Annotated in this window: 12 protein-coding genes; 7 read left to right on the top strand and 5 right to left on the bottom strand. The window is 69.0% G+C overall.

Annotation, left to right across the window (positions count from 1 at the left end; translation table 11 throughout):
* Window positions 1–88 precede the first annotated feature (88 nt).
* The 4 genes from KBX34_RS02325 to KBX34_RS02310 all read left to right on the top strand — a co-directional run bounded on the left by KBX34_RS02325 (window position 89) and on the right by KBX34_RS02310 (window position 4,607).
* Entirely contained in the window at window positions 89–775 is a 687-nt protein-coding gene (locus tag KBX34_RS02325) for a sugar transferase (RefSeq protein WP_307871310.1), read from the top strand.
* Between the two features lie 22 nt (window positions 776–797).
* Window positions 798–1,946 carry a DegT/DnrJ/EryC1/StrS aminotransferase family protein gene (locus tag KBX34_RS02320; RefSeq protein WP_088947251.1) on the top strand — a complete coding sequence of 383 codons (1,149 nt, stop codon included), beginning with the start codon at window positions 798–800 and terminating at the stop codon, window positions 1,944–1,946.
* Window positions 1,943–2,587, top strand: coding sequence for an acetyltransferase (locus KBX34_RS02315; RefSeq protein ID WP_210922996.1), 645 nt, complete (start codon window positions 1,943–1,945; stop codon window positions 2,585–2,587). The genes KBX34_RS02320 and KBX34_RS02315 overlap by 4 nt, the downstream gene beginning before the upstream one ends.
* A gap of 145 nt (window positions 2,588–2,732) precedes the next feature.
* Entirely contained in the window at window positions 2,733–4,607 is a 1,875-nt protein-coding gene (locus KBX34_RS02310; RefSeq protein ID WP_210793686.1) for a nucleoside-diphosphate sugar epimerase/dehydratase, read from the top strand.
* Between the two features lie 71 nt (window positions 4,608–4,678).
* On the opposite strand, the gene wecB is transcribed toward KBX34_RS02310, so the two are convergent.
* The 5 genes from wecB to KBX34_RS34175 form a co-directional block, all read right to left on the bottom strand.
* Window positions 4,679–5,803 carry a non-hydrolyzing UDP-N-acetylglucosamine 2-epimerase gene (gene wecB / locus KBX34_RS02305; RefSeq protein WP_210793685.1) on the bottom strand — a complete coding sequence of 375 codons (1,125 nt, stop codon included), beginning with the start codon at window positions 5,801–5,803 and terminating at the stop codon, window positions 4,679–4,681.
* Window positions 5,800–7,038 (bottom strand): glycosyltransferase family 4 protein, encoded by a 1,239-nt coding sequence (locus KBX34_RS02300; protein WP_210922994.1) that lies wholly within the window; start codon window positions 7,036–7,038, stop codon window positions 5,800–5,802. Before KBX34_RS02300 ends, wecB begins: the two co-directional genes overlap by 4 nt.
* Entirely contained in the window at window positions 7,035–8,162 is a 1,128-nt protein-coding gene (locus KBX34_RS02295; protein ID WP_210922992.1) for an NAD-dependent epimerase/dehydratase family protein, read from the bottom strand. The genes KBX34_RS02300 and KBX34_RS02295 overlap by 4 nt, the downstream gene beginning before the upstream one ends.
* Window positions 8,156–9,196, bottom strand: a complete 1,041-nt coding sequence (locus KBX34_RS02290) for an SDR family NAD(P)-dependent oxidoreductase (RefSeq protein WP_307871309.1) — start codon at window positions 9,194–9,196, stop codon at window positions 8,156–8,158. Before KBX34_RS02290 ends, KBX34_RS02295 begins: the two co-directional genes overlap by 7 nt.
* A 161-nt stretch (window positions 9,197–9,357) precedes the next feature.
* A complete protein-coding gene (locus tag KBX34_RS34175; RefSeq protein WP_210922988.1) occupies window positions 9,358–10,494 on the bottom strand; it encodes a glycosyltransferase family 4 protein in 1,137 nt (378 codons plus the stop codon).
* A 254-nt stretch (window positions 10,495–10,748) separates the two neighbouring features.
* Between KBX34_RS34175 and KBX34_RS02280 the strand changes: the two genes are divergently transcribed.
* From KBX34_RS02280 to KBX34_RS34170, 3 genes are all read left to right on the top strand, one after another.
* Window positions 10,749–11,438 (top strand): NeuD/PglB/VioB family sugar acetyltransferase, encoded by a 690-nt coding sequence (locus tag KBX34_RS02280; protein WP_210922987.1) that lies wholly within the window; start codon window positions 10,749–10,751, stop codon window positions 11,436–11,438.
* Window positions 11,439–11,471: 33 nt separating this feature from the next.
* Window positions 11,472–12,485, top strand: coding sequence for a GDP-mannose 4,6-dehydratase (gene gmd, locus KBX34_RS02275; protein WP_210922982.1), 1,014 nt, complete (start codon window positions 11,472–11,474; stop codon window positions 12,483–12,485).
* Window positions 12,482–13,434: glycosyltransferase (locus tag KBX34_RS34170; protein ID WP_210922980.1), on the top strand; the 953-nt coding region annotated here is incomplete at its 3' end. The genes gmd and KBX34_RS34170, both read left to right, overlap by 4 nt.

The following is a 13,434-nucleotide window of genomic DNA, read 5'->3' as shown; positions in this document are numbered from 1 at the left end:
TCGCTATTCGGTGACACCGCGTCATGTGTACCTGATGTGACAAATGCGTACGTTTTGTGTAAATCATGTGGGAGGTCACACCGTGCCGGTGCCTGATGGTCTCGTGGACGCCGATCTGTCACTGCCCCGGAGCAGCCCGAAACGGGGCAAGCGAGTCGCCGACGTCGTCGTGGCGGCGGTCCTTCTCATCCTGGTCACGCCGTTGCTGATCGTGGTGGCGGCTCTGGTCGCGATGGGTCTCGGTCGCCCAGTGCTCTTCCGCCAGTGCCGCGCCGGACTGCACGGACAACCTTTCGTGCTGGTCAAGTTCCGCACCATGCGGCCACCCAACCTGAACCTCGGCCTGGTCGGAGACCGCGATCGACTCACCCCACTCGGGCGTTGGCTGCGCGCCACCAGTCTGGACGAGCTGCCCACGCTCTGGAACGTGCTGCGCGGCGACATGAGCCTGGTCGGCCCGCGCCCGCTGCTGCCCGAATACCTCAGCCGCTACTCCCCCCGGCAGGCCCTGCGGCACGAGGTCCGGCCCGGCGTCACGGGGTTGGCCCAGGTGCGGGGGCGCAACAGCTTGAGCTGGGAGGAGAAGCTGGAATTCGACGTGCGGTACGTGGAGAGCCACAACCTCCGGGTGGATTTGTCGATTCTCGCCGCGACCGTGCGGACCGTGCTGCGCCGCGAGGGAATCAACGCGGCCGGGTCCGCGACCGCGCCGGAGTTCCTCGGTACGCCGCCTCGCCGTCCGGCACCTCCGCAGCGCGACCGGACACCGGCGTGACGACCCGCTGGGGAGCCGGCCGATGAGCCAGACGATCCACCTGTCCCCGCCCGACGTCGGCCCTCTCGAAGAGTCGTACCTGGTCGCTGCCCTGCGTTCCGGCTGGGTGGCGCCGGCCGGCCCGGACCTGCAGGCCTTCGAGCACGACATCGCCGAGCGGGTCGGCACCGGCGGAGCCGTGGCGGTCAGCTCCGGCACCGCCGCCCTGCACCTGGCTCTGCTCGGCGTCGGCGTGACACCTGGTGACGTGGTCATCGTGCCCACGCTCACCTTCGTCGCCACCGCCAACGCGGTCCACTACATCGGCGCGCGTCCAGTCTTCGTGGACTGCGACCCCAGGACCGGCAACCTCGACGTCGACCTCACCGCCGACCTGCTGCGTCGGCTGCGATCGCGCGGCGAGCGGGTTGGCGCGATCGTCCCGGTGGACATGTTCGGCAGCTGCGTCGACTACCTCTCGCTGGTCCCGGTCTGCGACGAGGCCGAGGTCCCCCTTGTGGAGGACGCCGCGGAGGCGCTCGGGGCGAGTCACCGTGGGCAGCCCGCCGGCTCCTTCGGGCACGCCGGCGTGCTGTCGTTCAATGGCAACAAGATCATGACCACCTCCGGCGGCGGGATGCTGGTGAGCGACGACGTCGCACTTCTCGACCGGGCCCGCCACCTCTCCACCCAGGCCCGCGAACCGGCGCGACACTACGAGCACCGGGAGACCGGCTACAACTACCGGCTCAGCAACCTCCTCGCGGCGCTCGGCCGGGCCCAGTTGCTCCGGCTGGACGAGATGATCGCGCGACGCCGCCAACTACGCGACCACTACGCCAAGCTCTTCGCCCCGGTGCCGGGCGTCCAACTCCTCGGCGCCGAGGACACCGAGTCGAACTGCTGGCTCACCGTCATCACCGTCGAGCGGGAGCGGTGTGGTTGGCAGGCCGACGACCTGGCGGCCCACCTGGCCGAGCGGGACATCGAGACCCGGCCAGTGTGGAAGCCGATGCACCTTCAGCCCATGCACGCCGGCGCGGAGAGCCTGCTCAGCGGTGCGGCGGAGCGGCTCTTCGCCGACGGGCTCACCCTGCCCAGCGGGAGTGCCCTGACCGAGCCGCAGATCGCACGGGTGCTGGCCGCGATCGACGAGTTCCTGGCCGCTCGAACGGGAGGGCCCGCCGCGTGACAACGGGACTGGTGGTGGTCGGCTGCGGCGGCCACGGCCGGGAGGTGCTGACCATCGCCCGGGCAGTCAACGAGGCCGCCGGCCGGCCGATCTGGCAACTGCTGGGCGTCGTCGACGACCGACCCAGCGAAGAGAACCTGAAACGGTTGCAGCGACTCGACGTGCCGTACCTCGGGGACGTGGCCTGGCTGCGCGACGCGCCCCCGGCCACCCGACACCTCATCGGGATCGGCGATCCCCGGATCCGCCGCGCCATCGGCGGCCGCATCGACGGGTACGACACCGAGGCCGCGAGTCTCGTCCACCCGGACGCCACCATCGGGCCGGACACCGAGTACGGGCCGGGTTTCGTGGCCTTCGCGGGAGCCAGGGTCACCACGAACGTCACCCTCGGCCGGCACGTCCATCTCAATCAGAACGCCACCGTCGGCCACGACAGCCGCCTCGCGGACTACGTCTCGGTCAACCCGCTCGCCGCCGTGTCCGGTGACGTCCACCTGGGCGAGGGCGTGCTGATCGGAACCACCGCCGCAGTGCTCCAGGGCCTGCGGATCGGACGGGACAGCACGGTCGGGGCAGGTGCCTGCGTCGTTCGGGACGTACCCGATCAGGTGACGGTCAAGGGCGTTCCAGCCCGCTGAAGGCACCGGACCTACAGCCTATTCAGCTCACAAACTCCGAAAGCGCCCAATAGCGCCGCTTTGGCATGTAACAAGAACAAAGAGCCTAGAGGCTCCTTCCGTCGTGTGGGCGGAAGGGGCGTGCGACGGGACAGGGAGCCAGCACATGCCGCAGGACACCGAGAACACGCAGCACGCGGACCGGCAGGCGCGGCGGGCCAGGGCCCGTCAGCGCACGGCCGGGTTCCTCGCCACCGACACCACCGCCTGGGTCGGTGGATTCGTCACGGCCGCGTGGACCCGGTTCGAGTTCCAGCCGCCCCCGGGACAGCTGGGGCGGGCAGCAGCGGTCGGCGTCGTGGCGGCGGTCGTACACGTGGCGGTGGCGGCGCTACGCCGGCTCTACTCCGGACGACACCCGCTGGGCAGTCTGCAGGAGGTTCAGGGCGTCGCCGGGACCGCCCTCACGACGGGGGGCATCGTGCTGCTCGCCCTGCTGCCGTCCGGCGAGCGACCGGTTCCGGCGAGCACCCCGCTGGTCGGCGGCGCGCTGGCCCTGCTCTTCATGCTCGGCGCCCGGTTCGCGTACCGGCACCGCCGCGACCTCGCCATGCGGCCGGACGTCCGGTCGTCAACGCCCGTGCTGCTGTTCGGGATGGGTGACGCCGGCCAGGGCCTGCTGCGCGCGATGCTCAGCGACCCGCGCGGCCGGTATCTGCCGGTCGGCGCGCTCGACGACGACCCCGACAAGAGCGACCTGCGCATCGGCGGGGTGCGCGTGCTGGGTGGACGGCAGGACGTCGGCACCTCGGTCCGGCGTACCGGCGCCACCACCGTGATCTTCTCGGTGGCCAACGCGGACGCCGCGTTGATCCGCCAGATCCGCGAGGCCACCCTGGAGGCCGGCGCGGTCTTCAAGGTGCTGCCACCGGTGCGGGACCTGGTCGACCACCGGATCACCGTCACCGACGTCCGGGACGTGCAGGTCAGTGACCTGCTCGGCCGACGGCAGGTGGTCGGCGACCTGCCGTTGAGCACCAACAGCCTGACCGGCCGGCGGATCCTGGTCACCGGCGCCGGCGGGTCGATCGGCTCGGAGCTGTGCCGTCAGGTGATGAAGGCCAACCCGGGCGAACTGATGATGCTCGACCGGGACGAGTCGGCCCTGCACAGTCTTCAGATGTCGCTCGCCGGGCGGGCCATGCTGGACGGGCCCGAGCTGATCCTCGCCGACCTTCGCGACGACGAGGGAATTCGGCGGATCATCCGGGAGCGCCGGCCGGAGATCATCTTCCACGCGGCGGCGCTCAAGCACCTGACGCTGCTGCAGCGGCACCCGGGCGAGGCGATCAAGACCAACGTCTGGGGCACCCTGTCGGTGCTGGACGCCTGCCAGGACGTGGCGAAGTTCGTCAACATCTCCACGGACAAGGCCGCAGATCCGATCAGCGTCCTCGGCTACTCGAAGCGGATCACCGAGCGGTTGACGGCACACGCCGCGTCCCGGTTCCCCGGCACGTTCCTCAGCGTCCGGTTCGGCAACGTGCTGAGCAGTCGCGGCTCGGTGGTGACGGCCTTCCAACGGCAGATCGAGACCGGCAAGCCGCTGACCGTCACCCACCCGGACGTCACCCGCTACCTGATGACCCTGCAGGAGGCCGTCCACCTGGTGCTTCAGGCCGCCGAGATCGGCCGGGACGGGGAGGCGCTGGTGCTCGACATGGGCGACCCGGTGCGGATCGTCGACCTGGCGCGCCAGATGGCCGACCAGGCGTCCAGTTCCGTACCCATCGTCTACACCGGTCTGCGGCCCGGCGAGAAGCTGCACGAGGATCTGCTCGGGACCGGCGAGGTCGACACCCGACCGCTGCACCCCCTGGTGTCCCACGTGGCCGTGCCGGCGCTCGACCCGATGGAGGTCAGCGGGCTCGACCCGTACGAGGACGCGGCGAAGGTCGTCGAGCATCTCGCACTGCTCTGCACCCAGCCGACCGACCCGGTGGTGGAGGGTCCTCTGGGCGTACCACTGCAGTCGCGCTGATCGCGCGACCGGGGTGACGCATCAGGGCCGGTGACCGCGGGGTGCGGTCGCCGGCCCTGACGCTGCCTGGCTCAGCGGCGGATGCCCGCCCAGTCGTGGTGCCGGCGGACCGTGGAGAGGATGAAGTCGACCACCCGCCGGGAGGTGTCCGGCACCTGGTAGTCGACCGGGCAGGGCACCCCCTGGGCAGCGACCTGGGCCACGGTCACCTCGACCGCCTCGACCACGCCCTGCGGGTCGAGGCCGGTCATGATGATGCCGCCGGCGTCGAGCGCCTCCGGACGTTCGATGGACTCGCGCAGCGTCACAGCGGGGAAGCCGAGAATGGCGGCCTCCTCGCTGATCGTTCCACTGTCCGACAGAGTGCAGTAAGCCTTGGTCTGCAGGTGCACGTAGTCGAGCAGGCCGAACGGCTCATGGAAGGCGATGCCGTCCAGAGCGGTCGCGTCCGGGGCCAGCGCCTCCAGCCGTTTACGGGTGCGCGGATGGGTGGAGACCAGCACCGGGAGGCCCCACCTGTCGCGCACTGCGACAAGACAGTCCAGGAGCCGACGAAGCCGGTCGGGACGGTCCACGTTCTCCTCGCGGTGGGCACTGACCAGGAAGTACCCGCCTCGATCGAGCTCCAGCCGCCGCAGAATGGTCGAGCTGGCGATCGGTGCACGATAGTGCTCCAGCACCTCCCGCATCGGCGAGCCGGTGTGCAGGATCCGCCGCGGGTGCAGGCCCTCGGCGAGCAGGTTACGCCGGGCGTGTTCGGTGTAGACGAGGTTGAAGTCGGCCACGTGGTCGACCAGCCGCCGGTTGGTCTCCTCCGGCACGTTCAGATCGAAGCACCGGTTGCCGGCCTCCATGTGGTAGACCGGCACCCGCATCCGTCGCGCCATCAGGGCGGCGATGCAGCTGTTCGTGTCGCCCAGCACCAGCAGCGCATCCGGCCGCAGCTCGGCGATCGCCTGTTCCATACCGACCAGAACGCCACCGAGTACGCGGCCGAGCGAGGAGGTGTCGACCTCCAGGAACCGGTCCGGCTGGCGCAGTCGCAGCTCGGTGAAGAACACGTCGGACAGGGTGGGGTCCCAGTTCTGCCCCGTGTGAATCAGTGTGTGGTCGACCGTGCTGTCCAGTCTGGTAAGCACCCGGGACAGTCGAATGATCTCCGGCCGGGTGCCGACCACTGTCATGATGCGGGTCATGCCCGTCCTCTCTGCGCTGCCACCTTGGTCAGGATGTCTTCGAACTGATCGACGCCTACGCGCAGGGACATCCGATCGCGGTACACCTGGCGGGCCCGGTCCGCCATGGCCTGCCGCGTGGCGGCCGGCTGGTCGGACGCTTCCACGAACCTTTCGGCGAGCGCCCGCCAGTCCTCTGGCGGGCAGACGAGACCGACCCCGGCCGACCGGACAAGGGCCCCAGTGTCGCCGCCCGCGGCAGCGATCACCGGAACACCGCAGGCCAACGCGGCCTGCAGCTTCGACGGGACGGCGGCGCGCAGGGCGGGTACGTCGCGCAGGCACAAAAGTTGCCATTGCGCTGCCGCGTACAGCTCCGCCATCTGTTCGGGCGGACGCCGACCGATGAACCGCACGTTGTCGGCACCCAGGTCGGCGGCCAATCGACGGGCGCCGTCCTCACCCGCGCCGGAGCCGACCAGCACCAGGTCCATCCGGTCACTCGCGGCGGCCGCCGCCCGGATGGCCGTCTCGATGCCCTGCAGGAGCCCGAGGTTGCCCGCGAACATCACGGTGCAGCGCTGGCGGTGACCGAGCACCGCACGGGCCTCGTCGGTGACCGGCACCGGCCGGAACAGCGCGTCGTCAGTCCAGTTCCAGACCACCCGCACCCGGTCCGGGTCGGCGCCGCCGGCCACGACCCGCTCAGCCATCGTCGGCGAAATCACCACGATGGCATCGGCCAGCCGGTACGTCCCGCGCATCAGCGCCCCGATGGACCGCTCCAGCCATCGCCCGACCCGGCCGGTCGGTGCCATCCCGGACTGCGTCACCGACTCGGGCCACAGATCCTGTACGTGAAGCACGATCGGTGTTCGGCGGGCCGCACGCTGGAGGGCCGCAGCGGCGACGGCCGTGGGCGGCGGGTGGTAGACGTACGTGACGTCGACGTCAGCGAGCCACCGCGCCCCGGCCACCGCGCTGGTGGCTCCGAAGGAGAGGTGGCTCAGGGCGCGCCGGACGGTGGAGGTGTCGTGGCTGGGATAGGCGGGCACCCGCCGGACCATCACCGGCCCCTCAGTTTCCCGATGCCGCCAGCGCTGTTGCCAGCCAGGAAAGACTCGGCCGTACGGATAGCTCGGGAATGTGGTGAGGACCTTGACCTCGTGGCCACGGCCGGCCAGTTGGCGCGCCAGGTTACCCGGTATGAAGACGCCCTCCGGCGGATACCACTGGCTGATCAGGCCAATCCTCACGCCCCGACCGCCACCGGCGCCGGTCGGGCCGCCACCACCGTCTCAGGCCAGGTATCCGGTCGGTCCGGGTCGAAGATCTCGTTGGTCCAGAACATCGTCACCAGCTCGTCCGGCCCGGTGTTCACCAACTTGTGTGCCCACATCGTCGGCATGTCCACGAGCACCGGCTCGTCGCCGCTGACTGGGAAGCGCAGGACTTCGGTGTCGCCCACTCGCCGCAGGCTGATCTCAGCAGAGCCGCGCAGCACCACGAACCGCTCCACCTTGGCCAGGTGGAAGTGTTCGCCGCGGGTGATCCCGGGCAGCGTGGTGGAGCAGAAGGTCTGGCCGGCACCGCCGTGCGCCTTGACCGTCTCGACCAGCTCACCCCGGGCATCCGCGCGGCGGGGCAGCGCCAGGGGATAGTGCGCCGGAAAACAGTGCGACCGGTATGTGTTGAAGAGCCGCACATCATGCCGCGTCAGCAGGTGCGGGATGTCCCCTGTCCGGTACGTCGCGGCGATCCCGGTGAGCCGGTGGGCCAACTCTCGGACTCCGACGCGCAGTGGCGGCATGGATGGATCCCATGAACCGCCGGCCGGAACACCGATGAGCCGGGCAGCCGCGTCGGTGACGTGCACGAGGCTCAACTCACGGTCGGCGTGCACCTCCGGCCGGCCGCCCTCCGCGAGCACCCGACAGAACGTCGCCACCGCGGAGTTGTAATACGGGCGTCCGTGCTCGCCGTAGAGGTTCGGCAGCGACACGTCATCGAGGTCGACGCCGGTATCCGCCAGCACCTGCGCCGCGGTGGCCTTGGCGTCGCCGTACGCAGTGCCGTTGCCGGCCTGCACCGAATTGGCGTAGACAACCCGCGTCGGCAGGTTCGCGCAGTGCTTGAGTCCCTCCGCGAGCTGCGCGGCGAGCAGGACGTTCCCGGCAGCGACATCGGCCGGCTCACCCCGGTTCACGCCGGCCAGGTGCAGCACCCGGTCGACTCCGTCCACCTTCGCCGCGACCAGGTCGGGATCGGCGAGTTCACCCCGGGTCACCACGACCGGTTCCGGCCAACCCAGAGCGCGCAGCAGCACCCGGACGTGCCAGCCGAGGAAGCCGCCGGCACCGGTGACGGCGAGCCTCAGCACGCCAGCACCGGATCCCGCAGCGCCAGCTCCGCGCGCACCTCGGGCAGCGTCTTCAGCAGTTCGATGATCTCGGGTACGCCGAGCTGTGGCGCGTTCGACGAGTTGAAGTCCTCGGTCCGCCCGTCGCCGAGACCGCCTTCGGAGACGTAGAGCGCGTAGTTGAGGTCACGGCCGTCGAGCGGCACCCGAAGGAAGTCGCCGAAGTCCTCGGCGTGAGCGAGTTCCTCCCGGCTGGCCAGCGTCTCAGCCTGTTTCTCGCCGTGCCGTACGCCGATCACGTCGAGCTTGGAGGGCACGTCGAACATTTGACAGAGCGCCTCAGCCAGGTCGCCGACGGTGCACGCGGCGGCCTTGCGGATGAAGATGTCGCCGGGCCGGGCGTGCTGGAACGCGTGCTCCACCAGCTCCACCGAGTCGGCCAGCGACATCAGGAAGCGGGTCATCTCCGGGGCGGTCACGGTAGGTGCCCGGCCCGCCTTGATCTGCTCGATGAAGAGCGGAATCACCGAACCACGGGAGTACATGACGTTGCCGTACCGGACGCAGGAGACCGTGGTGGCGCTGTTCGGGTTGTTCCGAGCGTGTGCCTGGGCGACCTTCTCCATCATCGCCTTGCTCATCCCCATCGCGTTGACAGGGTATACAGCCTTGTCGGTGCTGAGCACCACGACCGAGCCGACGCCATTGCGCTCGGCAGCCTCGACGACATTGCTGCTGCCCAACACGTTCGTCCGGACCGCCTCAAGCGGGAAGAACTCGCACGAGGGCACCTGTTTGAGGGCGGCGGCGTGAAAGATGTAGTCGATGCCCCGGCTGGCCTTGAGCACCGAGTCGTAGTCCCGCACGTCTCCGACGTAGTAACGGGCCCGCTCGTCGCCGAGCAGCCGACGCATGGCGTCCTGCTTGGCCTCGTCCCGGCTGAGCACCCGGACCTCGCCAACTCCACGGTCGAGGAGGCGGCGCACCATCGTCTGCCCAAAGGAACCCGTGCCGCCGGTGATGAGCACGCGGCGTCCGGCTACTGGGTGGGTCACAGAAGCTCCTCTTCGCCCCTCGGTTCGGGCGCGGCCGGGGATGGTGGTCGGACGGTTACACATCAAGCAACGAGCGAAGGATTGGACAGACACGCCAGAAAGTGGCAAAAGGGATCGCCTACCGAGGCACACTCTCGCGGTCGGCTCGGGCGATCCGCGCGTCAGCGTTTACCGACAGTTCCGCTCATCAGGTCCAGGATGTTCACCCCGGCCAGCCCGGCGCGCCAGCGCCGGTAGGCGTCAGCCGCCGCCAACCTGGCGACTCGGCGCTGTTCGGGGGTGCGGCCGGCCCACCGCTCGATCTCAGCCGCCCAGGCACCGGCCGTGAGCTCCGGCACCACCGCACCACCGCCGTCCCGCAGGACGGAGTTCCACGGTGTCCGGTCGGAGCAGAGCACCGGACAGGAGCCAGCGAGACTCTCCGCGATGACGTGACCAAAGTTCTCGCCCAGGGTCGGCGTCACCAACGCATCGTGATCCGCCAACACGTCCACTACGGATGAGGGTGCGACGCTCCCGTGGTATTCCGCCCGGATGTTAGGCGGGAGCGCGGCCAGCAGCGACTCGCAACGGCGCCAGTAGGCGGTGTCCTCCATCGGGCCGTACACGTTCAGGACCACCGGTCGCCGCACGAGTGCCACGGCCTCCAACGCAAGGGCCAGGTTCTTCATCGGGGCAATCCGTCCCACAAAGACCAACCGCAGCGGCCCCGGTGCAACAGGAAGGTCAGGGACCGGCGCGGGTTCGGGCGGCAGCGCCGTCTGATTCGCGTTGATGTGAACAGTCGCCCAGGGGAACATTCGGTGGACGTCAGCCGCCTCCCTCTCCGTCGAGGCGTGAAACTCGACGCGAAGACTATGGAGCACCCGTCGCCAGACTCGGACGAACAGGCGTTTACGACCGGACTTCAGCGACAGCGCGCCGGGCGAGCACTCGCCGCGCGGCGCGACCATCACCCGTTCCGCCCCTAGCAGGCCGAGCCGGACAGCGATGATCGGCACAAGGGACATCGACGCCCACAGGCTGTTGACGTAGAGCAGATGAAAGCGCATCGTACGCAATTCCCGCCACAGGCGGTACCACTGCCGTGGTTGTCGTCGAGACAGGTAGAACACTCTGGCCCGACCGCGACCCACCCAACGACCGGACATCCCCGGATACGCCTCGGTCGCGCCCAGATCACGATCCCGGGTAATCAGAACCGGGGCCACATCTGGCGATGCGGCGTCCAGGATGTGCGCCACGGACCGGACCGGGCCACCACCGCGGAAACCGGGCTCGAAGAAGGTGGAGGTCACCAACACCCGGAACGGTGCCGTTTGCGTGTAATTCCGCGGGCCGTCAGGAGCCGACCGCGGAATCAGGCGGTTCTCCGGCACTAGGGGGCCTCCGCATCCGGCGCTTCGATGAACGATTCTGCCAACGAACGTCCGCGCGTACGGTTACCGATTCCGCGACTATTGCCGGCTGAGAGATTCGTCTCTCGCCGCCACCCGTCGCGCAAAACGTGAAAGGCGGTGTCGCGATATCCTGCCACCGGTATAACGGTGCCATGACCACCGCCGAGGTCGCTCGCATCCCCGCCCCCGATCGACCCTCGTCCGCTTCTCCACTGGTCGTGTTGGGCACGTCGGGGCACGCCCGGGAGATCGCCTGGATCGGGGAGCAGGCCGGGCATCGGCTCCTCGGCTGCATCGGTCCACGTCGGACCGAAGAGGTGACCCGGTTCCCGTTTCCCTGGCTGGGCGAGGACGACTGGCTGGACAGCGCCGACCCGTCGGTGCGCTACCTCATCGGCGTCGGCGACGGTCGCGTACGAGCTCGGATCGATCGGTTGGCCAGCCGCAACGGTCGCCGTGCCGGGTCGTTGGTCTCTCCGGCAGCGACCGTCGGTGCTCGATGCACGCTGGGCGACGGCAGCATCTTGTGGCCCGGCGCGATCCTCACCACCGACGTTCAGATCGGGCGGCACGTACACATCGGCACAGGTGCGTCGGTGAGTCACGACGCCGAGATCGGTGACTTCGCCACGCTGCTGCCCGGGTGTCGGGTAGCGGGCGACAGCCGGGTCGGCCGAGGCGCGACCATCGCCGCAGGCGCCACCGTCGTTGACAACATTTCCGTTGGACAAAACGCGGTGGTGGGCGCCGGCGCAGTGGTTGTCCGTGACGTCCCGGAGAACGTCGTGGTAGTGGGCGTTCCCGCACGGATTATGCGATTGAACCACCCAGCAGTGCACTGATCGAAGGTTATTTCATCTTTGGAAGGGCGCGGCATGAGTCGAGTCGCACTGATCACTGGCATCACCGGGCAGGACGGCAGTTATCTGTCGGAGATCCTCCTCAACAAGGGCTACACGGTGCATGGGCTGAAGCGTCGGTCGTCGAGCTTCAACACCGAGCGGATCGACCGGATCGACGTGCACCCGCGCAACCCAGAAGCACGCCTGTTCCTTCACTACAGCGACTTGTCGGACGCGGGCTCGTTGGTCGGCCTGCTCCGTGAGATTCAGCCTGACGAGATCTACAATCTTGGCGCGCAGAGCCACGTGCGAGTCTCCTTCGACATCCCGAGTTACACCGCCGACGTCACCGGAATGGGCGCGCTGCGGCTGCTCGAGGCGGCACGGTTGGCTGGCGTAAGCAGCCGCTTCTATCAGGCTTCCTCCTCAGAGATGTTCGGATCGACTCCGCCGCCGCAGCGCGAGGAGACTCCCTTCCACCCGCGCAGCCCGTATGCCTGCGCGAAGGTCTTCGCGTACTGGGCCGCCGTGAACTATCGGGAGTCGTACGGGATGCACTGCTCTAACGGAATCCTGTTCAATCACGAGAGCCCTCGGCGGGGTGAGAACTTCGTGACCCGGAAGATCAGTCGGGCGGTCGCCCGGATCGAGGCCGGCATCCAGGACAAGCTCTACCTGGGCAATCTCGACGCGGTCCGGGACTGGGGGTACGCACCGGAATACATGGAGGCGGTCTGGCTGACGCTCCAGCAGGACGAGCCGGACGACTTCGTGGTGGCGACAGGCGAGGGACACACCGTCCGCGAGTTTGTCGAGGCGTCGTTCGGGCACGTCGGGCTCGACTGGGAGAAGTACGTCGTCACAGATCCGGCCTACTTCCGGCCCGCCGAGGTGGACGCGCTCATCGGCGACTACGGCAAGGCCCGCCGTCAGCTGGGATGGGCACCCAAGACACACTTCGCCGACTTGGTGCGGGTGATGGTGGACGCCGACCGGCAACTGCTTGAGGACGAGCGAATGGGCCGGCTCGTCCGGGTGGACCGGTGAGGATCGGCGTCGACGCCACCTCGGTTCGGCCAGGACACTCAGCCGGAATCGAGGCATTCACCTATGGCCTGCTCAACGGCATGGCTGATAGCCCGCACGAACTGACCGTCCACGTACTCAACGGTACCGGCGACGAGTGGCGCCAGAGGGTCTCCTCGGAGCGCATCGTCTGGTCCGAGGTCCGCGCGTTGCTGCGGACGGACAACCGGCTCGGCCGTCTGCTGCGTCGGCACACCCCCCGCGCGGCGGCGACGTCGGTGGCACTGCGTCGTACCATCAACCTCGTCCGGCAATTGAACCGCTCGCCGGCATCGGGGATAGACGTCACGGTCTACCCGTTCTCGGGCGTACCAGTGCACGCCGAGCCGTCGGTCATCGTGTTGCACGACCTACGTGCCCTCCAGCCGGGCCTCGGCTCGGCAGGCTTCGCGGAGGTCATCCGACGGAACGTGGCCCGGGCGGGGGCCGTGGTGATGTCCTGGCCACACCCCTACGAGCAGGCGGTGCGGGCGTTTCCCGAAGCACGCGACAAGATCGCCATGATTCCGTTGCCTGCCTTCCATGCCGCACGGCCGCAACTGTCGACCGAACCCGAACCGGGTCTGCTGCTGTTCCCGTCGTCGACCGCGCCGCTGAAGAACCACGCCACGTTGCTGGAGGCGATGGCGCTGCTCCCGGAGTGCCGCCTTGTGTGCCCCGGGCCTCTGGTGGAGCCGGAGGCTAGCCGACTGCTCGCCCGCGCCGCACGGCCCGACCTGCGGGGACGGGTCTCCTTTCCAGGATTCGTCAGCACCGAGGATCTGGCGTCGCTGTATGCCCGCGCCTCGGCGGTGGTCGTGCCGTCCCTGTGGGAGGCGGCCAGCGGGGCCATGTTAGAGGCCTTCAGTTGGGGGGTCCCGGTAGCCTGCGCCGACTCGGAACCTCTGCTGGCCCAGCTCGACTTCACCGG

The sequence above is a fragment of the Micromonospora sp. M61 genome, from assembly GCF_018070245.1.
Lineage (GTDB): Bacteria > Actinomycetota > Actinomycetes > Mycobacteriales > Micromonosporaceae > Micromonospora > Micromonospora zamorensis.
This window is presented reverse-complemented; position numbering and strand designations above follow the sequence as displayed.